This is a genomic window from Microbacterium hydrocarbonoxydans (assembly GCF_900105205.1).
In the GTDB taxonomy this organism is placed as follows: domain Bacteria; phylum Actinomycetota; class Actinomycetes; order Actinomycetales; family Microbacteriaceae; genus Microbacterium; species Microbacterium hydrocarbonoxydans.
In genome coordinates this window covers 1872203-1891416 of the sequence record NZ_FNSQ01000005.1, presented here as the reverse complement: position 1 = coordinate 1891416, position 19214 = coordinate 1872203, and the positions used below count along the sequence as shown (strand labels likewise).

Below are 19214 nucleotides of genomic sequence, written 5' to 3'. Positions count from 1 at the left end.
TTTTGAACATGTTCGAAACTGGGTCATCGGGGAGTAAGAGCGAGCGGACCCGCGCTCGCATCAGCGCTGCGGCGATCGACTCGTTCATGACGCGGGGATACGCGGAGTCCACGATGCGGCGTATCGCCGATCAGGCCGGGGTCTCCGTCAGCAACGCGTACTACTACTTCCCATCGAAGGATCATCTCGTCCAGGCGCTGTACGAACGGGTGCAGCGCGAGCACGAGGTGACAGCACGCAGCCGTCTCGACTCTGAGCGCTCGCTCGTCGGCCGGCTGCGGATCGTCTTCGAAGCGGGGCTGGAGACCCTCGCCGCCTATCGCAGCGTCGCGCCGGGATTCCTCGCGGCGATGATCGCGCCCGACTCCCCCATCAACCCGCTCTCCGCCGATTCGACGCCCGCGCGCGACCTGACGGTCTCCCTGTTCCGCGATGCGGTCGACGGCGCTCAGCACCGTCTGCCCGCCGATGTCGCCACCCTGCTCCCCGAGGCGCTGCTCGTCATCCACCTCGCTCTCGTCCTCCGCTGGACCTATGACAACTCTGCGGAGCAGCGGAAGACGCGAGAGCTGCTCGCCGCCGGGATGCGTCTGCTCGCCGTCGCACTGCCGTTCGTCAGGGTCCCCGGTCTGCACCACGCCACGAGAGAGCTGCTCACCCTGATCACGGAGGTGCGCGCATGACGACGCCGGAGTCGTCGGTGCGCACTCCGGAGCATCCGATGGCCTTCACGCGCGACGAGCTGCTCGCTGGGGCACTCACGACCTGGGTGCTGTTCCTCGCGCTGCTCCCCGCAGGTCTCCTCGTCGCGGCGATCGTCACGATCCCCGGCTCTTCAGGGTTCGATCTCGCTGCAGTCGGATCCTTGGTCGGGATGGTGCTCGTGGTCATGGTCGTGGCCGGCATCGTCGCGCTGCTGCTGCTGCCGTTCGCGCTCCTCGTCGTGTGGCCGCTGGCCTCCGTGCTGCGCCGGGTGCGGCCGATCGCGATCCACCTGCTGTGCTACACGCTGATCGGTGCCGGCCTGGGGTACGCCTATCTGGCGACTCTCGGCGGGCCGGACGCCTCGTGGTTCCTCTCCCCCGCCGGAGCGCTGACATTCGGCATGCCCGCGATCGCGGTGACGCTCGCCGTGCCCCTCGGCTGGTGGTTGACCGCGCGACGCGCACTCCGCCGAGACGCCGGACTCCTCCCGCGCCGCCGCGGCCGCCGGGGGCCCATCGATCACGATGCCGCGACGGAGGATGCGCTCGCCGACGGAGCCTCACCGATCCGGTGAGCGGTTGCCCCTGGGATGACCCCTCGGGCGCCCAGCGCCGTCAGCGCCGCTCGTGCAGGGGCAGATCGATGGTGCCGGTCTCGCCCGCGTGACGGGCGACCGGAATCCTGGTCCCCAGCACCTGCGCGACGACGTCCTGCGCGATCTTCGAGGCGGTGAGCCCCGCATCCGCGAGGATCTGATCGCGAGAGGCGTGATCGATGAACTCGTCGGGCAGTCCCAGCTCGTCGACGGCCGTGTCGATACCGGCCTCGCGCAGCACCTGGCGCACGCGCGTGCCGATGCCGCCGACGCGGATGCCGTCTTCGAGGGTGATCACGAGCCGGTGGCGCGCCGCCATGCTCACGACCGACGGCTGGACGGGAATCGCCCACCGTGGATCGATGACGGTCGCCCCGATCCCCTGCGCGCGCAGCCGTTCGGCCACGTCCATCGCCAGCGCAGCGAAGGGTCCGATGGCGACGAGCAGCACGTCTTCGGACTCGCCCCGTGCGAGCACGTCCACGCCGTCGTGCAGCCGCTCGACCGCAGGAAGCTCCGAAGCCACATCGCCCTTGGGGAAGCGGATGACGGTGGGCGCGTCGTCGACGAGCACCGCCTCATTGAGCGCCTCGGTCAGGCGCACGCCGTCTCGAGGTGCCGCGATGCGGATGTGCGGCACGATCTGGAGCATCGCCAGATCCCACATGCCGTGGTGACTCGGGCCGTCGGGGCCCGTGACACCCGCGCGATCCAGCACGAAGGTGACGCCGGCACGATGCAGCGCGACGTCCATCAGCACCTGATCGAAGGCGCGACCCATGAAGGTCGCGTACACCGCCACGACGGGGTGGAGTCCGCCGAAGGCGAGCCCGGCCGCCGAGGCGACGGCGTGCTGCTCGGCGATGCCCACGTCGTAGACGCGGTCGGGGAATCTCTCGGCGAAGGGCGCGAGACCGGTGGGTCGCAGCATCGCAGCCGTCATCGCGATGACGTCGTCCCGTCGCTCCCCCACGGCCACGAGCGCGTCGGAGAAGACATCCGTCCATCCGGTCCCCCCGGACGACAGGGTCTCACCCGTCGTCGGGTCGATGCGTCCGACGGCATGGAACTGATCCGCGACATCGTCGCGGGCGGGCTGATAGCCGCGTCCCTTCTCGGTGATCGCGTGGACGATGACCGGGGCTCCGTACGACTTCGCCAGCTCCAGCGTCTCCAGGAGCGCGGGCAGATCATGCCCGTCGACCGGCCCGAGGTACTTGATGTCGAGATTGGAATACAGCGCCTCGTTGTTCGTGAAGCGCGAGAGGAATCCGTGCGTACCGCCGCGGACACCGCGGAAGACCGCCCGACCGACCGGACCGAAGGCTCGGAAGAGCCGGTCTGACTTGTGGTGGAGCTCTTTGTAGGCAGCAGCCGTGCGCACGCGGTTCAGGAATCGGGACATCCCGCCGATGGTGGGAGCGTAGGAGCGTCCGTTGTCGTTCACGACGACCACGAGGTTGCGGTCGTTGTCGTCGGAGATGTTGTTGAGGGCTTCCCACGTCATCCCGCCGGTCAGCGCACCGTCTCCGACGACGGCGACCACGTGGCGGTCGGCGCGACCGGTCGCGGTGAGGGCTCGCGAGACGCCGTCCGCCCAGCTGAGAGAGCTCGACGCGTGCGAGGACTCGACCACGTCGTGAGCGCTCTCGGAACGCTGCGGATAGCCGGCCAGGCCGCCGCGGACCCGCAGGGACGAGAAGTCCTGACGCCCCGTCAGCAGCTTGTGCACGTACGACTGATGCCCGGTGTCGAAGATGAACGGATCGTCCGGCGAGGAGAACACCCGGTGCAGGGCGATCGTGAGCTCGACGACGCCCAGGTTCGGGCCGAGGTGACCGCCGGTGCGCGAGACGTTCTCGACGAGGAACTCACGGATCTCCTCAGCGAGTTCGACGAGCTGATCCTCAGACAGGGAGTCGAGGTCACGGGGTCCTGAGATGCTCGGAAGAATGGGCATCTGCACCTCCTCATAGGCACCGTTTGCGGCATCCGATTCCGGTTCGAACGCCTGCTCGATCCTACCCCGGGCATCCGGGAAAGCTCGGAGAACGCCGCTCCCCTTGACAGCAGTCCCGGCACACGACAGAGGGCCCGGTTCCGAAGAACCGGGCCCTCTGTACGCGGGTGATCAGACCAGCGAGCGCAGCACGTACTGCAGGATGCCGCCGTTGCGGTAGTAGTCCGCCTCACCGGGGGTGTCGATGCGGACGACCGCGTCGAACTCCACGACCTGCTTGCCCTCGGGCGACTCGTCGCTCGGGGTGGCCGTGACGCGGACCGTCTTCGGGGTCACGCCGTTGTTGAGCTCCTCGAGTCCCGAGATCGAGACGATCTCGGTGCCGTCGAGTCCGAGCGACTCCCAGCTCTGACCGGCGGGGAACTGCAGCGGGACGACGCCCATGCCGATCAGGTTCGAGCGGTGGATGCGCTCGAAGCTCTCGGTGATGACCGCCTTGACGCCCAGCAGGCTCGTGCCCTTGGCCGCCCAGTCGCGGGAGGAGCCGGAACCGTACTCCTTGCCACCGAAGATGACGAGGGGCGTGCCCTGCTCCTGGTAGTTCATGCTCGCGTCGTAGATGTACGACTGCGGGCCGCCGGGCTGCGTGAAGTCGCGGGTGTATCCACCCTCGACGACCTGACCGTCGTTGACGGCCGAGACCATCAGGTTCTTCAGACGGATGTTCGCGAAGGTGCCGCGGATCATCACCTCGTGGTTGCCACGACGTGAGCCGAAGGAGTTGAAGTCCTTGCGGTCCACACCGTGCTCGGTGAGGTACTGAGCGGCGGGCGTACCCGGCTTGATGTTTCCGGCCGGCGAGATGTGGTCGGTCGTGACCGAGTCGCCGAGAGTCGCCATCACGCGGGCACCCTCGATGTCGCGCACCGGCGTGAGCTCCATCGTCATGCCGTCGAAGTACGGCGCCTTGCGCACGTAGGTCGAGTTCTCGTCCCACTGGAAGATGTCGTCGTCCGGGGTGGGCAGGCTGCGCCAGCGCTCGTCGCCGTCGAAGACGGTCGCGTACTGCTTGATGAACTGCTCACGCGAGATCGACGAGTCGACGATCTCCTGCACCTCGTCCGGCGTCGGCCAGATGTCCTTGAGGAACACGTCGTTGCCGTCGGATCCCTTGCCGAGCGCGTCGTTCTCGAAGTCGAAGTGCATCGATCCGGCCAGCGCGTAGGCGATCACGAGCGGCGGGCTGGCGAGGTAGTTCATCTTCACGTCGGGGCTGATGCGGCCCTCGAAGTTGCGGTTGCCCGAGAGCACAGCGGTCACGGCGAGGTCGTGCGAGTTGATCGCCTCGGAGACCTCTTCGATCAGCGGACCGGAGTTTCCGATGCAGATGGTGCAGCCGTAGCCGACGGTGTAGAACCCGAGGCCCTCGAGGTCCTTGTCGAGGCCGGACTTCTCGTAGTAGTCGGTGACGACCTTGGATCCGGGTCCGAGCGTGGTCTTGACCCACGGCTTCTGCTTGAGCCCCTTCTCGAGCGCCTTGCGGGCGACGAGACCGGCGGCGATCATCACCGACGGGTTCGAGGTGTTGGTGCACGAGGTGATCGCCGCGAGGGTGACCGCACCGTTGTCGAGGATGTAGTGCTCGCCGCTCGGTGTGGTCACCGGGACGGGCTTCGACGCGTTCGCCGGTGCGCCGCTGTTGATGTGCACGGGCCGGGTGGTACGCGGCTCCTCCTCGCCGGGGGCGTTGCCAGGGTCCGACGCGGGGAACGAGTGCTTCGACTCGAGGTCGACCATGTCGTCCGAGGTCGAGGGTGCGGCGTAGGCGAGGATGTCCTGCTCGAACTGCGTCTTCGCCTCGGAGAGGAGGATGCGGTCCTGCGGGCGCTTCGGGCCGGCGATCGACGGTACGACGGTGCCGAGGTCGAGCTCCAGGTACTCGCTGAAGACGGGCTCCTGCGATGCGTCGTGCCAGAGCTTCTGCTCCTTCGCGTACGCCTCGACGAGTGCGACGGCCTCTTCGCTGCGACCGGTGAGGCGCAGGTAGTCGAGGGTGACGTCGTCGATCGGGAAGATCGCGGCGGTGGAGCCGAACTCCGGCGACATGTTGCCGATCGTGGCGCGGTTGGCCAGCGGCACGGATGCGACGCCCTCGCCGTAGAACTCGACGAACTTGCCGACGACCCCGTGCTTGCGCAGCAGGTCGGTGATGGTCAGGACCACGTCGGTCGCGGTGACGCCGGCAGGGATCTCACCCGAGAGCTTGAACCCGACCACGCGCGGGATGAGCATCGACACGGGCTGGCCGAGCATGGCCGCCTCCGCCTCGATGCCGCCGACGCCCCAGCCGAGCACACCGAGACCGTTGACCATGGTCGTGTGCGAGTCGGTGCCGACGCAGGTGTCGGGGTAGGCGCGCAGCACGCCGTCCACGTCACGGTCGTAGATGACCTTGGCCAGGTGCTCGATGTTGACCTGGTGCACGATGCCGGTTCCCGGCGGGACGACCTTGAAGTCGCTGAAGGCCGTCTGGCCCCAGCGCAGGAACTGGTACCGCTCGCCGTTGCGCTCGTACTCGATCTCGACGTTGCGCTCGAGCGCGTTCTCGGAGCCGAAGAGGTCGGCGATGACCGAGTGGTCGATCACCATCTCGGCGGGCGAGAGCGGGTTGATCTTGTTCGGGTCTCCGCCGAGTGCCGTGACCGCCTCGCGCATGGTGGCGAGGTCGACGATGCAGGGCACACCGGTGAAGTCCTGCATGACGACACGGGCGGGCGTGAACTGGATCTCAGTGCTGGGCTCAGCCGCAGCATCCCAGGAGCCGAGGGCCTCGATCTGGGCCTTCGTCACGTTCGCGCCGTCTTCGGTGCGCAGCAGGTTCTCGAGGAGGACCTTGAGGCTGAAGGGGAGCTTGTCGAAACCGGGCACCGTGTCGATGCGGAAGATCTCGTAGTCGGTGCTGCCGACCGTCAGGGTGCTCTTGGCACCGAAGCTGTTCACCGTGGACACGAATCCGTCTCCTTCTATTCGGATGGGAGCGACAGGCGCCTCCATCTTGCTCGTCAGCGAGCCCCTGCGGCTAGCAAGGCAGACCTAACCAGTCTGCTCCGCTCAGCCTCCGGGCGGAAGCCTTCAATTTATCTTGATGTCAAGATAAATCTATCACGCCGCCGAGCGTGCGTCATCCGCCGGAGTGCGCGGATACAGCGCCCTCACGACCAGCCAGGTGACGGCGATGAGCGGCGCGAACAGCGGCAGCCCCATGATCAGCTTCAGCGTGCCGAGCGCGGTCACCTGCTCGGTCAGGTACAGCGGGAGCTGCACCGCGAGTCGGGCGAAGAAGAGCGCAGCCCACGCGATGCCGAGCCAGAAGAAGGCCCGTCGCTTGCGGCGGTCGGCACGCCAGCCGGTACCCTCTCCCATCAGGAAGCCGACCGCGAGCCCGATGAGGGACCAGCCGATCAGCGCCGAGATGAGGATCGCCGTGCCGTAGGCGGCATTCGTGATGAGGCCGGGTACGAAGTTGTCCTGTCCGCGTCCCGTCCACAGCGCGAGCCCCGCGGCCGCGCCCGCGGCGACGAGCCCCCCGATCGCGGCCGAGGGCGGCGATTTCTGCACGAGCCGGACGATGGTGAACAGCGCAGCGAGGCCGACCGACACGCCGAGGGCGAGGACCAGGGGCTCAGGGCTGATCGTGAACAGCACGACGAAGGCCAGGCTCGGCAGCACGGACTCGAGGATGCCGCGCCACCCGCCGATCGCCGACCAGACGACCTTCTGGGTGCTGGCGCTCTCGGAAGGGTCGAGGCCCGCACGTCTGGCGGCACCGCCGAGCGCCGCGCCGAGGATCTCCGACGCGCTCTGCTCGCGCTCAGGGTCCGGTGTCTGCGCGCTCACGCGGAGCCGGGGGTCGCCGGCATCTTCAGCGGGATCAGGTCGCGCGGCGGCATCGGGGCGCCCCCGCGCACGACGACGATGGAGCGGAAGAGGTCCTCGACCTGGGCCGCGGCCTCGAGATCGGATGCCGCGGCGCCGCCGATCACACCACGCAGGAACCAGCGAGGTCCGTCGATGCCGACGAAACGGGCGAGCCGGAGCTCGGATCCCTCGTTCGCGGTAGCCGGCACCTCGGCGAGCAGCTCCTTGCCGAGGGGACCCTCGCGCTCTTCGACGCGGCCGCCCTGGGTGCGCACCTGGTCGCGCAGCTGCACGCGGGTCTCGTCCCAGAGACCTCCGGAGCGCGGCGCGGCGAACGGCTGCACCTGCAGGGAGGAGTCCGCGTAGTCGAGGCCGACCGCGACGATGCGCTTGGACTGCTCCTCGACCTCGAGACGCAGATTCAGACCCTCGCGCGGGAGGATCTTGATGCCGCCGAGGTCGATGTACGGACGGACGGGGTTGGCTTCGGAGTCGTCGAACGGACCCTGGGTCGCTCGGTCCAGCGGTGCTGACTTCGAGGGGGTGGCGTTGTTGTCAGTCATTGGTGTGTCCTCCCGAACGGGAATCGGTTCCTGCCTGGTAGCCGGTCGACCCGAAGCCGCCTTCGCCGCGGACGCTGTCCGGCAGCTCCTCGACGGGGAGGAACACGGCACGGGTGACCGGCATCACGATCAGCTGTGCGATGCGATCGCCGACGGCGACATCGTACGCGCTGTGGATGTCGGTGTTGATCAGGCTCACCTTGATCTCACCGCGGTATCCCGCATCCACGGTGCCGGGCGAGTTGACGATCGAGATGCCGTGCTTCGCCGCCAGGCCGCTGCGCGGCACCACGAATGCCGCGTAGCCGTCCGGCAGCGCGATGCGCACGCCGGTCGCGACCAGCGCGCGCTCCCCCGGGCCCAGATGCACGGCCTCGGCAGCCACCAGATCCGCTCCGGCATCGCCGGGGTGGGCGTAGCCGGGGACCGTAGAGGCGATAATGGGGACATCAACGGATTCAGTCACCCCACGAGGCTAATGCAGAACAACGCCCCCGACGCGCGGATCAGCTACCGCGAGCGACTGTCGCCCAGCCTCTGGCTGCTGGTGACGGTCGCCCTCGCCGGCCCCATGGTGTCCCTCATCTTCGTCCCCGTCGGATCGACCATCGCCCTGATCGTGGGAGCGGCGGTCTCCGCGCTGCTCGTCGTCGCGTTCATCGTCCTCAATCCCGTGGTCAGCGTCGAGGGCGGGGTGCTCCGTGCCGGCCGTGCCCACATCGACGTCTCCCACCTCGGGGCGCCCGTCGCGTTGAACGCCGAGGAGGCGCGACAGGCGCGAGGACCGGGGCTGCCGGCACGCGGCTGGCATCTCATCCGCGGGGGCATCGACGGCATCGTCGTCGTGCCCAATCTCGACCAGGACGACCCCGTCGACACGTGGACCATCTCGTCGCGGACGCCCGATCGTCTGGCCGCCGCCATCGTCGCGGCACAGCGCTGAGTCGCAGCACAGCGCTGAGTGACCCTCCGCTCGGAAAAGACGACGCGCCCCTGACCGTGAGGCCGGGGGCGCGTGGAATCTCGTTCGCGTGCGCTCAGGCGGCGCACTCCTTGCAGATGGGGCCGGAGGAGCCCTCGTGATCGAGCTGTGAACGGTGCTTCACGAGGAAGCAGTTCATGCAGGTGAATTCGTCCTGCTGCGCGGGCAGCACGACGACATCGAGCTCGAGGTCGGAAAGATCGGCTCCGGGGAGGTCGAAGCTGGACGGATTGTCCGCGTCCTCGTCTCCCGTGGAACCGGAGAGCTTGTCCGGCACACGCTCCTTGAGGGCTTCGATCGACTCGGAGTCGTCTTCACTCTTGCGGGGAGCGTCGTAGTCGGTTGCCATGTGGTGAATCTCCACTTTCATGCGAGTGGGTGGTGCGCCGTCGGGGTAATCGGCGGCCATAGTTTGCACGACCACGAACGAATAAGCAAATGCCCGTGGGTGCGACAGACCAAACTGACGGCACGCCCAGAGTATTCCCGGCTCCTGGCACCCCCGCGTGACACCATGAACGCACACCCATCAGAGGGGCATTCGCATGGAAAACGTCACCATCGTCGGCACAGAAGCAGGAGTGCTCGTACTCGCGACCGAGTCGGGCGAGCGGTTCGCGCTGCCCATCGACGACGTCCTGCACCGTGAGATCCGTCGCGCCACCCGCCAGAGCGAGCCCACCGCCCAGCGCCTCGCCGCGAGTCCCCGCGACATCCAGGCGCAGATCCGCGCGGGGCTCACGGCCCCGGAGGTGGCAGAGCTGCTCGGCATCTCCGTCGAGGACGTCGCCCGCTTCGAAGGTCCCGTCCTCGCCGAACGTGAGCATGTCATCGGTCAGGCCCTCGCCGTTCCTGTCCTGATCGGCAGCGAGGTCGAGCCGGACGCGCAGCCGACCTTCGGCACCGCCATCCGCGCCAAGCTCGCCGAGCTCGAGGCGTCGTCCGAGCGCTGGGCCAGCTGGAAGGACGAGAGCGGCTGGATCATCAAGCTCGAGTTCTCGGCCAACGAGGTCGAGCACGATGCGAGGTGGAGCTTCGATCCCCGTCGCAGCGCACTGTCGCCGCTCAACGCCGACGCGACTCAGCTCTCCCGCCAGGGTTCGCTCCCGGATGGACTCATCCCGCGGCTGCGCGCCGTCGAGGCGGAGCGCCAGCCGTCCCCGTACAAGGACGACAGCCGTTTCGACTCCGGCGCCTTCGGTCCGCGGCTCGTGCCGGCACCGGAAGCCGACATCGAAGACCCCGCGGCACCGGAGCGTTCCACGGCAGCGGTGCAGGATGCGGCCATCAAGCGCGCACCGGACTCGTCGACGACCAGCCCCGAGACCGCCGACCTTCTCGAGGCCCTGCGCCGTCGGCGCGGCCAGCGCGAGACCGCTCCGATTATCGACGATGTCGACGAGGAGACCGGGCAGAGCCCGATCGCCCTCTTCGACGCGTTCGAGAGTGCCGACTCGGACGAGGACGACGATCCGACGGCCGCCGCCCCGGAGCCGTCGAACGAGACGACCGGCGGTCGTCGCAAGCGCCGCAACGCGATGCCCTCGTGGGACGAGATCGTGTTCGGAGCCCGCACCGACGAGTAGGATCGCTCGCCGCCATCGGATCAGCGGGCGAAGACCCCGAATCGCAGCAGGGGCACTTGACGCTCTTCGGGCGTGAGACCTCCGTGCTGACCGATCATCCCCCGGTTACGCTGATCGTGCGCCGTCCCGTCGTACACGGCGTGGTTGTTCCGCGAGACGACGAGCACATCTCCGATCCGCGACGCGGCGGCCGAGGTGACCACGGGACCGAACAGCCCTGCATCGATCGCGGTCCGACGGGTGCCCACGTCCGCGAGTCCGTCCAGGTCCGCCGTCAGGCGGGACGACACCGCCTCGGCATCCGCGTCAGGGTCCAGGTAGAGGTGCAGCATCCGCGGCTCGCCGCCGACGAGGGCGACGCCCTCGAGGTGCTCCGCCTCCAGGACGACCTGGCGGTGGGCGGGGACGTCGACCATCCCGTGGTCCGAGGTCACGAGAACCCCGACGCCGGGGGGAACGCGGCGCGACAGGGCGGCGTCGATCTCCTCGAGTGCGGCGACCCAGTGCCCGGAGTCGACGCCGTAGCGGTGTCCCGCCTTGTCCGCTTCGGGGAGGTAGCAGTACACGAGGGAGCCCGGATGCCGTTCGGCCAGGTCGTACGCGGCCGCCACCCGCTCGGCGGGCGTCTGCGCGGCGACGAACTCCGCTCCGCGCAGAGTCGCTCGCGTGAAGCCACTGCCCGCGTAGGCGGCGACCCCGACAGCGAACGTCGGACGTCCTTCGGCTGCCGCGCGCTCGAACACGGTGGGAGACGCCTGCCAGGTCGCGGGGTCCAGCCCTTCGGCCTCCCAGCCGGTGAGCTGGTTGACGAGGATCCCCCGCGACGGGTCGAGCACCCGATACCCGACCAGGCCGTGCTGCCCCGGCCAGACGCCGGTCAGCAGGGTCGTGAGCGCGGCCGCAGTCGTGGAGGGGAAGACGGAATGCGCGACATCCTTCTTCGCCATCCCGGTCGTGAGTGCGCGCGCGTGGCCGGCGTGAGCGCGGAGACTGATCGCACCGAGTCCGTCGATGAGGACCAGCACGACCGACTCCGCGCGCGGCAGAACCCCGGATTCGCCCCGGAGTGCGGCGAACATGTCGTCCGCCACCCCGGCGACGCTCCGGGCTGCAGACGACTCGGGCGGTAGCATGAGGGACATCCGAGCCAGTCTGACACAGGCTCCCGTACGCCCTCAGCCTCGCACCATTCAGGATGGCCATGCCCAAGACCCCGCCTCCCGAGCTCGCCCCGGAGCGTATCCAGGACATCGACCTCGAAAGCGAGATGCAGGGGTCGTTCCTCGAATACGCGTACTCGGTCATCTACTCGCGCGCACTGCCCGATGCCCGCGACGGCCTGAAGCCGGTGCAGCGGCGCATCCTCTACCAGATGGCCGAGATGGGTCTGCGGCCCGACCGCGGACACGTCAAGAGCGCGCGCGTCGTCGGCGAGGTCATGGGAAAGCTGCACCCCCACGGCGATTCGGCGATCTACGACGCTCTGGTGCGCCTCGCCCAGGACTGGGCACTGCGTGTGCCGCTCGTCGACGGCCACGGCAACTTCGGCTCGCTGGATGACGGACCCGCCGCCGCCCGCTACACCGAGGCGCGCCTGGCCTCTCCCGCGATGGCACTGACGGAGGATCTCGACGAGGACGTCGTCGACTTCATCCCGAACTACGACGGGCAGTTCCAGCAGCCCTCCGTGCTCCCGGCCGCCTTCCCGAACCTCCTCGTCAACGGCGCCAGCGGCATCGCCGTCGGCATGGCCACCAACATGGCGCCGCACAACCTGATCGAGGTCGTGGCCGCGGCGACCCATCTGCTCGAGAACCCGGACGCGACGACCGAGGACCTCATGGAGTTCGTCCCGGGTCCCGACTTCCCGTCCGGCGGCATCCTCATGGGCCTCGACGGCGTCAAGGACGCGTACGCGAACGGCCGCGGAGCGCTCAAGGTCCGGGGTAAGGTCTCGGTCGAACCGCTCGGACCCCGTCGCACCGGCATCATCGTGTCCGAGCTGCCGTACATGGTCGGCCCTGAGCGGCTGATCGAGAAGATCCGCGACGCGGTGCAGTCGAAGAAGCTGCAGGGCATCAGCGACGTCACCGACCTCACCGACCGCAATCACGGACTTCGCGTCGCCATCGGCATCAAGACCGGCTTCGATCCGAACGCCGTGCTCGAGCAGCTGTACCGTCTCACGCCCCTGGAAGACTCCTTCAGCATCAACAACGTCGCTCTGGTCGACGGGCAGCCGCGCACGCTCGGCCTCAAGGAGATGCTCCGCGTCTATGTGGCGCACCGCCTCGAGGTGATCACCCGTCGCAGCCGTTTCCGGCTCGCGCGTCGCGAAGAGCGACTGCACCTGGTCGAGGGGCTGCTCATCGCGATCCTCGACATCGACGAGGTCATCCAGGTCATCCGCTCGTCCGACGACTCGGAGCAGGCGCGCACCCGGCTGCGCTCGGTCTTCGACCTGAGCGAGCTGCAGGCCGAGTACATCCTCGAGCTGCGCCTGCGTCGGCTCACCAAGTTCTCCCGCATCGAGCTCGAGGCCGAGCGCGACTCCCTCCTCGCCGAGATCGCCGCGCTGCGGGAACTGCTCGGCAGCGACGTGCTGCTGCGGGCCGCGGTGGCACGGGAGCTGGATGCCGTGGCCGACGCCTACGGCACTCCTCGACGCACCCTGCTGATGAACGCCGCACCTCCCAAGCCCCGGGCCACGAAGGGTGCCGTCGACCTGCAGATCGCGGATGCGCCCACCGTGCTGGTGCTGTCCACGACAGGTCGCGCGGTGCGCGTCGACCTCGGCGAGGGTCAGGAGCTCACGACGCCGGCTCGGCGCAGCAAGCACGACGCGATCCTGGCGACCGTGCAGACGACGGTGCGCGCCGAGATCGGGGCGTTGACGACCGAGGGCCGCGTACTGCGGTTCTCCCCCGTCGACCTCCCGTCCGTGCCGTCCTCGTCCGTGCAACTGGCAGCGGGCGCTCCGCTTCGCGACTATCTCGGTATCACCACCCGAGGGGAGCGGATCCTCGGATTCGTGCGCTTCGACAGCGACACCCCGATCGCGCTGGGCACCGCGCAGGGCACGGTGAAGCGCATCGTGCCCGCAGCCCTGCCCGTGCGTCCCGACCTCGAGGTCATCGGCATGAAGCCCGGCGACACCGTGGTCGGCATCGCCGACGCTCAGGACGACGCGGATCTCGTGTTCGTGACCACGGACGCGCAGCTGCTGCGCTTCTCGGCATCCGCAGTGCGGCCGCAGGGAGCCCCCGCCGGTGGCATGGCGGGCATCAAGCTCGGCGCAGGAGCCTCCGTCCTCTTCTTCGGCGCAGTCTCGCCCGACGCCGATGCCGTGGTCGCGACCGTATCCGGAGCGGAGAGCAGCCTGCCTGGCACGGATCCCGGCCGCGGCAAGGTCACCCCGTTCGCGGAGTACCCCTCGAAGGGCCGAGCGACCGGCGGCGTCCGCGCGCACGCGTTCCTCAAAGGCGAAGACCGCCTCACGGTGGCGTGGGTGGGCCCGAACCCCGCGCAGGCCGTCGATCCGACCGGAGCCGTGCGCAAGCTGCCCGACGCCGTCGCACGTCGCGATGGCTCGGGTCAGCCGATCGAGGGTGTGATCGGCAGCATCGGCCGCACCCTGGTGTGAGTCGACGGCTCAGAGCCGCAGCGCCAGGATGTTCGCGGTGAGGCCGGCTGCCGTGCCGCAGAGGATGACGGTGTCCCCTCGACCGACTCGTCCGCTCTCGAGAGCGCGAGCGAGCATGAACGGCACCGAGGCGGAGACCATGTTCCCGTAGGCGGACACTTCGTCGATCCTGCGCTCGGCCGGTATGCCCAGGCGGTCCAGCATCGGCCCGAGTGCCGCGGAGGCCTGGTGCGGGACCCATAGCGCGACATCGTCGTACGCCACGCCGGATGAGTTGTGGAACGTCTCGAAGAACTCCGGCAGCACGCGCATCATCCCGAGTAGCGCCCGTCGGCCGTTCATATCGAACAGGTAGTCCGCCGGATCCGCCTCTGCATAGACCTGGGCGGGCGAGCGCGAGAGGCCTCCCCTGATCTCGGTGTCGTGCGCGTACGCGGGCCAGGTGCGCTGGGCGCTGGCGATCACGCCCCGGTCGGCGTCGATCGAGCGCCTGAGCACGACGGCCGCTCCGGCGTCGCTGAACAGCTCGTAGCTCTCGCGCTGCTCGGGGTTGAGGAAGCGGCTGCCCACGTCGCCGGCGAAGACGAGGATCGTTTCGTGATCGCCCGCATCGAGGTACCGCGACGCGACATCGAGTGCGGTGATGAAGCTCGTGCAGGTCGAGTTGACGTCGAAGGCGGCGGCGTGACCCGTCAGGGTGAGACGCTCGAGCACGAGCGCCGCGGTGCACGGGATGGGCTGCACGCCCGCGGCAGAGGCGCCGAGCACCAGATCGACCTCGTCCGCCGTGATCCCCGCGTGGGTCAGTGCGCGCTCACATGCCTCGGTGAGCATGTCGAGGTGCGAGCGGTCGTCTTCGATCCGGTACCTGATCTCGCCGCCGAACCGGACGGTCCGCGCGGGCAGCGATGTCCCCCACCCCGCGATCTCGCAGTTCCTCACCATCGACGCTCCCCCCATTCCTGCACGACGCGGCGCAACTTGGCCGAGCCGTCGTTCACATACTCCACGAAGGAGATCTCCGGACGCTCGCAGCCGAGCCGGTCCAGCAGCGCATGCACCTCGCTCCGAACGCTGCCCACGGAGCCGTCATCCAGGCGGTCCAGCGCGATCTCGAGCTGTGCGTCGCCGATCTGGCGGATCCGGTACTCGTCGAAGCCCTCGGCATAGAGCAGGGCGCGGGTGATCACGTCGGCGAAGACCGGGATGCTGCGCCCGTCCTGACCGCGGAGCACCAGAGTGTCGCCCTCTCGTCCCTCGATCCGCTCGATCGCCGTGAGCGCACTGCCGCACGGGCAGGGATCGGAACACTCCCGCAGGACATCACCGAGGCGGTAGCGCACGATCGGCTGCGCGCGTCGACGGAGATCCGTCACGATGGGCGTGAACCGGACGTCATCCAGCATCTCGCGCTCGACGAGGATGTTGTCCTCGTTCAGGTGAATCACACCCTGCTCGCAGGTGTGTGCGAGGAATCCCTCGGTGCACTGGTAGAGCTGGTGCAGCCGGTCCTGCTTCAGCGACCGCACGATACGCTGCTCGTCCGCGAGCTCGAGCACCTCGGCGACCGAGTACACCTTCCGGGGCCTGAGCTCGAGTTCGCCGGCATCCACCGCACGCGCGATCAGGCGGAGCACAGACGGCGGCGCGACGAGGATCGTGGGCCGGTAGTCGCGCAGTCGTGCGAGGTTGTCGGCCATGTCGGCGAAGACGTCGAAGTAGCGGAACGACACCACCCTCGAGCCGACGGATTCGTACAGCGTGTTGTCGGCGCGCAGGAACAGGGCGATCCGGTGTCCGAGCAGCGCGCCGCGGGGCAGAGTGCGCGCGAGCACGGTCCCTACCCAGGCATCGCGCTCGGCGGCGCTGACGACGAAGAGGCCGCGGTGGCCGCTGGTCCCGCTCGAGAGACCGACGGAGTGGGAGCCGAGGTCGGCGTCGAACTCCCGCGCGCGTTCGTTGGCGAGAGCCAGGGCGAGGGCATCCTCCTTCGCGATGCCCACCGTGCTGATCTCGTCGAACCGCTCCATCATCAAGCTCTTGTCCATGAAGGGGAGTTCGACGAACGAGCGTGAACGCAGCTGATCGCGGAAGTACGGCGAACGCCGTCGCAGGAAGCGGAGGTGCGCCGCCAGCAGTCGCCGCTGGCGCCGCTCGACCGCGCGCCGCGTGCGCAACGGGCGGAACCATCGCACCGCGGTGAATTCCCGGAGTATCCGAAGCCTGCCCATCAGTTCAGCAGCTCCGTCGCACCGACAGCATCGTGACTGCAGACCACTCGGATGCCGGCAGCGGCGACCTGCTCGAGGACCCGAGCCGTCGTGACGTACGCCGCTGCGTCGTGCTGGATCGCGCGAGGCAGTGCCCGGAGGTGTGCCGACTCTTCGATGAGGTCGTGTCCCCACCCCGCGTCGCCCGCCAGCAGCACGGAATCCTCCACGAGCGCCCCCAGATGCCCGTCGGCGTGGCCGGGGAGATCGAGCACGAGATAGGAGCCGTCGCCGAAGAGGTCGTGGGCCTGCAGCTCGGCACCTCCCACCGACACCGGCTGGAACGCGCCGTCGTCGAGGAGCACGCGATCGACGTCACCGAACCATTCGGGAAGAGCCCGGTCAGCACCCCCGACCGCAGAGAGGGACTACGGAGGGTTCGCTCCTGCCCGGCACCGAGCACGAAGGTCGCATCCGGGAACCTCCGCACTCCCCCGACGTGATCCGGATGCAGGTGCGAGAGCACGACGTGGGTGATGGATGCCGGGTCGATGCCGTCCGCGCGCAACCGCGCCGCCACGTCGTCCGACTCCTGGACCTCCGGGGCAGGAGTCGCCGATAGATCGCGCCGCGCCATCCGGTATGCCATTCGCCGGTCGCGTACCCGGTGTCGAAGAGGACTCGTCGCCCCTCCTCGCCCTCGTACAGGAACACCCCGGACGGGAACTCCCGCACCGCGTGCCCGACCCCACGGAACATCGACGCGAGATCATGAGACGTCCGCCCGCAGGCGTAGTGGCGCAGGCGCCCCATCAGGCTCTCACTCTCAGATGCGCGGCGACCCTCGCGAGGGCGTCGTCCAGGGAGACCTCGGGGCGATATCCGAGCTCCGCCACGGCGCGGCTGATGTCGAGCGTCTGGGAGTAGGCGATCGTGCTGAGGGTGTAGCGGGTGAGCGGCGGTTCCGGCCTGCCCGGCACCGCGGTGCACACACCCTCGAGCACGCCGGCGCTCGCCCAGGCGATCCGTCGGTTCAGCGGACGGAACCGGGGCGTCTCACCCAGCAGCCCGAGCAACGTGCTCAGAAGCTCGCGGAAGGGCCGCGGCTCCCCGTTCGTGATGTTGTACACGCCGCCGGCCGGGTCGCCATGAGTGAGCGCGAGACGCAGAGCCGATGCGACGTTCTCGACGGCGGTGACGTCGATGAGGTTGTCGCCGCCGCCGAAGAGGGGGACCCCGATGCGCTCGTGCACGGCGAGCAGCCGCGGCACGAGACTGGGGTCTCCGACGCCGATCAGACCCCGCGGGCGCACGATCACGAGCTCCTCGATGTCGCCGGCGTCGAGGGCGCGACGCAGCAGCTGTTCGGCGGCGATCTTCGAGCGGATGTATCCGTTCAGGCGATTGCGGGGATCGACCCCGGATTCGCGGATGCCGATCCGGTCGCGCGCCGCGGCGTAGACGCTCGGCGAGGACACATGCACGATCCGCCGGACACCGTTGCGTCGGGCGAAGTCGACGACCCGCGCCGTGCCGTCGACGTTGGCTGTGCGGAAGTCCTTCCACGGCCCCCACGGCGTGGAGAGCGCGGCGCAGTGGATGACGGCATCGACGCGGAGCTCCCGCGACCCGAGCGCCTCGAGGTCGCCGCGAACGCGGTGCTCGGGGTCGGCGACTCTGGCCAGCGCGTCGGCGTCGCGCCCGGCCGCGTAGACCTCGTGTCCGTGGCGCTGCAGCTCGGGCACGACGTAGCCGCCGAGGAACCCGCTCGCCCCCGTCACCAGCACACGGGCTCCGGACATGACCCTCACCCTAGCCGTCCTATTGTGGTCGGGTGCGTATCGCCATGGTCACCGACTACTACCTGCCGACCCTCGGTGGTGTGCAGACTGTGATCAAGGCCCACCGCGAGGCTCTGGAGCACGCAGGACACGAGGTGTTCGTGTTCACGCCCCTGTCCGCGCCGAGCGACGATCCGCACGTCATCCGGCTTCCGACCGCACGGGGCTTCGCGCCGGACGGGTACCCCTTCACCTGGACGCCGTCGGCTGCGGCGTCCGCGGTGCGGGAGGGGCTGCGCGCACACCGCATCGACGTCGTGCACGTGCACACCGAGATGTTCGCCGCCCTCGCCGGGTTCGAGGCGGCCACGGCCGAGGGGCTCCCGATCGTGCAGACCATGCACGGGCGCATCGACGTCTACACGCGTTCCGTGCTGCCGTTGCCGTCGGTCACGACGGCGGTGCTCGCCGCGATGCACCGCCGCCGCATGAGCCATGACCGAGCACGCCTCGACCCGTCGGCCCCGTATGCGCGCACCCGGATGGCTCGCCGGATGTGGCGTCTCATGGTGAGTCAGGCCAATCACGCCGACCACGTCATCGTGCCCTCGCAGCACTTCGCCGACAAGCTGACCACCCAGGGTGTGCGGACACCGCTCACCGTGCTCTCCAACGGTCTGGAGGACACCGTCCTCCAGACCGTCGGCGCGCCGGCCCTGCGCCGACCCGCAGCCGGGGATGAGCTGCGCGTGATCTGGTGCGGACGTCTGTCCCCCGAGAAGCGGCCGTCGGTGTTCGTCGAGGCTGTCGGGCGCGTTCCGGGCATCCGCGCCGAGATGTTCGGCGACGGTGTGGCCAGGCGTCGTGTCGCCACGGCAGCCCAGGATCTGCCAGACGGACGGTTGACCGTGCACGGCGCGGTGCCGCAGTCGCAGGTGCTCGAGGCGATGTCGCGCGCGCACGTGCTGGTCTCGAGCTCGCTCGACTTCGACAACCAGCCGATGGTCATCCTCGAGGGCATCGCCGCAGGACTGCCCGTGATCGTCACCGACCCCGACCTCGCAGAGGTGCTGCGTCCCGGCGGAGGGCTTGTGAGCCGCACTCCTGACGCGGAGGGGCTGGCCGCGGCGCTGCAGGACCTGCGCGATGATCCGGAGCGTGTCCGCGCGATGAGCGCCGCGGCGATCGCGCATCGCAGCCAGGTGGCTCAGGACACGCATCGCGATGCGCTCCTCGACGTCTATCGCGCGGTGCTGTCGCCGCGGCGTTGA

The 19214-nt window shown here is 69.0% G+C and carries 17 protein-coding genes and 1 pseudogene; 6 read left to right on the top strand and 12 right to left on the bottom strand.

All coding sequences use genetic code 11. The features are described from left to right. Positions 1-8 precede the first annotated feature (8 nt). Positions 9-683, top strand: coding sequence for a TetR/AcrR family transcriptional regulator (locus BLW44_RS09450; protein ID WP_074731738.1), 675 nt, complete (start codon positions 9-11; stop codon positions 681-683). Next, on the top strand, positions 680-1279 hold the full coding sequence (locus BLW44_RS09445; RefSeq protein ID WP_060928185.1) for a hypothetical protein: 600 nt from the start codon (positions 680-682) through the stop codon (positions 1277-1279). Before BLW44_RS09450 ends, BLW44_RS09445 begins: the two co-directional genes overlap by 4 nt. Before the next feature lie 40 nt (positions 1280-1319). Here BLW44_RS09445 and dxs read toward each other — a convergent pair whose 3' ends face one another. The 5 genes from dxs to dut form a co-directional block, all read right to left on the bottom strand. Beyond that, a complete protein-coding gene (gene dxs, locus BLW44_RS09440; RefSeq protein WP_060928186.1) occupies positions 1320-3260 on the bottom strand; it encodes a 1-deoxy-D-xylulose-5-phosphate synthase in 1941 nt (646 codons plus the stop codon). Positions 3261-3431: 171 nt separating this feature from the next. Beyond that, positions 3432-6314 (bottom strand): aconitate hydratase, encoded by a 2883-nt coding sequence (locus BLW44_RS09435; RefSeq protein WP_174521379.1) that lies wholly within the window; start codon positions 6312-6314, stop codon positions 3432-3434. A gap of 108 nt (positions 6315-6422) precedes the next feature. Further along, entirely contained in the window at positions 6423-7157 is a 735-nt protein-coding gene (locus tag BLW44_RS09430; RefSeq protein WP_060928188.1) for a DUF3159 domain-containing protein, read from the bottom strand. After that, positions 7154-7741, bottom strand: a complete 588-nt coding sequence (locus tag BLW44_RS09425; RefSeq protein ID WP_060928189.1) for a DUF3710 domain-containing protein — start codon at positions 7739-7741, stop codon at positions 7154-7156. The genes BLW44_RS09430 and BLW44_RS09425 overlap by 4 nt, the downstream gene beginning before the upstream one ends. Then, positions 7734-8207, bottom strand: coding sequence for a dUTP diphosphatase (gene dut / locus BLW44_RS09420; protein ID WP_060928190.1), 474 nt, complete (start codon positions 8205-8207; stop codon positions 7734-7736). Before dut ends, BLW44_RS09425 begins: the two co-directional genes overlap by 8 nt. A 12-nt stretch (positions 8208-8219) precedes the next feature. Between dut and BLW44_RS09415 the strand changes: the two genes are divergently transcribed. Next, positions 8220-8684 (top strand): DUF3093 domain-containing protein, encoded by a 465-nt coding sequence (locus BLW44_RS09415; RefSeq protein WP_060928191.1) that lies wholly within the window; start codon positions 8220-8222, stop codon positions 8682-8684. Between the two features lie 94 nt (positions 8685-8778). On the opposite strand, the gene BLW44_RS09410 is transcribed toward BLW44_RS09415, so the two are convergent. Continuing rightward, a complete protein-coding gene (locus BLW44_RS09410) occupies positions 8779-9072 on the bottom strand; it encodes a DUF4193 domain-containing protein (protein WP_060928192.1) in 294 nt (97 codons plus the stop codon). A gap of 196 nt (positions 9073-9268) precedes the next feature. On the opposite strand from BLW44_RS09410, the gene sepH reads away from it, so the two are divergent. Next, positions 9269-10309: a septation protein SepH gene (gene sepH, locus BLW44_RS09405; protein WP_060928193.1), complete on the top strand. Its 1041-nt coding sequence runs from the start codon at positions 9269-9271 to the stop codon at positions 10307-10309. 20 nt (positions 10310-10329) lie between these two features. Here sepH and BLW44_RS09400 read toward each other — a convergent pair whose 3' ends face one another. Then, positions 10330-11451, bottom strand: coding sequence for an alkaline phosphatase family protein (locus BLW44_RS09400; RefSeq protein ID WP_338061381.1), 1122 nt, complete (start codon positions 11449-11451; stop codon positions 10330-10332). 59 nt (positions 11452-11510) lie between these two features. On the opposite strand from BLW44_RS09400, the gene BLW44_RS09395 reads away from it, so the two are divergent. Continuing rightward, on the top strand, positions 11511-13952 hold the full coding sequence (locus BLW44_RS09395) for a DNA gyrase/topoisomerase IV subunit A (RefSeq protein ID WP_139305264.1): 2442 nt from the start codon (positions 11511-11513) through the stop codon (positions 13950-13952). Positions 13953-13961: 9 nt separating this feature from the next. Here BLW44_RS09395 and BLW44_RS09390 read toward each other — a convergent pair whose 3' ends face one another. From BLW44_RS09390 to BLW44_RS09375, 5 genes and pseudogenes are all read right to left on the bottom strand, one after another. Beyond that, positions 13962-14897, bottom strand: a complete 936-nt coding sequence (locus BLW44_RS09390; RefSeq protein ID WP_060928196.1) for a 3-oxoacyl-ACP synthase III family protein — start codon at positions 14895-14897, stop codon at positions 13962-13964. Further along, a complete protein-coding gene (locus BLW44_RS09385; protein ID WP_060928197.1) occupies positions 14891-16183 on the bottom strand; it encodes a F390 synthetase-related protein in 1293 nt (430 codons plus the stop codon). The genes BLW44_RS09390 and BLW44_RS09385 overlap by 7 nt, the downstream gene beginning before the upstream one ends. Then, complete coding sequence (locus tag BLW44_RS18250; protein ID WP_254775125.1) at positions 16183-16527, bottom strand: MBL fold metallo-hydrolase; 345 nt, start codon at positions 16525-16527, stop codon at positions 16183-16185. The genes BLW44_RS09385 and BLW44_RS18250 overlap by 1 nt, the downstream gene beginning before the upstream one ends. Positions 16528-16625: 98 nt before the next feature. Further along, positions 16626-16799: pseudogene (locus tag BLW44_RS18645) on the bottom strand (MBL fold metallo-hydrolase); the annotation flags it as partial. A 175-nt stretch (positions 16800-16974) separates the two neighbouring features. After that, a complete protein-coding gene (locus tag BLW44_RS09375; protein ID WP_060928199.1) occupies positions 16975-17964 on the bottom strand; it encodes an NAD-dependent epimerase/dehydratase family protein in 990 nt (329 codons plus the stop codon). 32 nt (positions 17965-17996) lie between these two features. On the opposite strand from BLW44_RS09375, the gene BLW44_RS09370 reads away from it, so the two are divergent. Beyond that, entirely contained in the window at positions 17997-19214 is a 1218-nt protein-coding gene (locus tag BLW44_RS09370) for a glycosyltransferase (RefSeq protein ID WP_060928200.1), read from the top strand.

Excerpts from the sequence above, each read along its gene's own strand:
- sepH (WP_060928193.1), top strand. The coding sequence starts at position 9,269 with ATGGAAAACGTCACCATCGTCGGCACAGAAGCAGGAGTGCTCGTACTC.
- BLW44_RS09410 (WP_060928192.1), bottom strand. The coding sequence starts at position 9,072 with ATGGCAACCGACTACGACGCTCCCCGCAAGAGTGAAGACGACTCCGAG.
- BLW44_RS09390 (WP_060928196.1), bottom strand. The coding sequence starts at position 14,897 with ATGGTGAGGAACTGCGAGATCGCGGGGTGGGGGACATCGCTGCCCGCG.
- dxs (WP_060928186.1), bottom strand. The coding sequence starts at position 3,260 with ATGCCCATTCTTCCGAGCATCTCAGGACCCCGTGACCTCGACTCCCTG.
- BLW44_RS09450 (WP_074731738.1), top strand. The coding sequence starts at position 9 with ATGTTCGAAACTGGGTCATCGGGGAGTAAGAGCGAGCGGACCCGCGCT.
- BLW44_RS09375 (WP_060928199.1), bottom strand. The coding sequence starts at position 17,964 with ATGTCCGGAGCCCGTGTGCTGGTGACGGGGGCGAGCGGGTTCCTCGGC.
- BLW44_RS09415 (WP_060928191.1), top strand. The coding sequence starts at position 8,220 with ATGCAGAACAACGCCCCCGACGCGCGGATCAGCTACCGCGAGCGACTG.
- BLW44_RS09385 (WP_060928197.1), bottom strand. The coding sequence starts at position 16,183 with ATGGGCAGGCTTCGGATACTCCGGGAATTCACCGCGGTGCGATGGTTC.
- BLW44_RS09445 (WP_060928185.1), top strand. The coding sequence starts at position 680 with ATGACGACGCCGGAGTCGTCGGTGCGCACTCCGGAGCATCCGATGGCC.
- BLW44_RS09400 (WP_338061381.1), bottom strand. The coding sequence starts at position 11,451 with ATGTCCCTCATGCTACCGCCCGAGTCGTCTGCAGCCCGGAGCGTCGCC.
- BLW44_RS09395 (WP_139305264.1), top strand. The coding sequence starts at position 11,511 with ATGCCCAAGACCCCGCCTCCCGAGCTCGCCCCGGAGCGTATCCAGGAC.
- BLW44_RS09425 (WP_060928189.1), bottom strand. The coding sequence starts at position 7,741 with ATGACTGACAACAACGCCACCCCCTCGAAGTCAGCACCGCTGGACCGA.
- BLW44_RS09435 (WP_174521379.1), bottom strand. The coding sequence starts at position 6,314 with ATGGAGGCGCCTGTCGCTCCCATCCGAATAGAAGGAGACGGATTCGTG.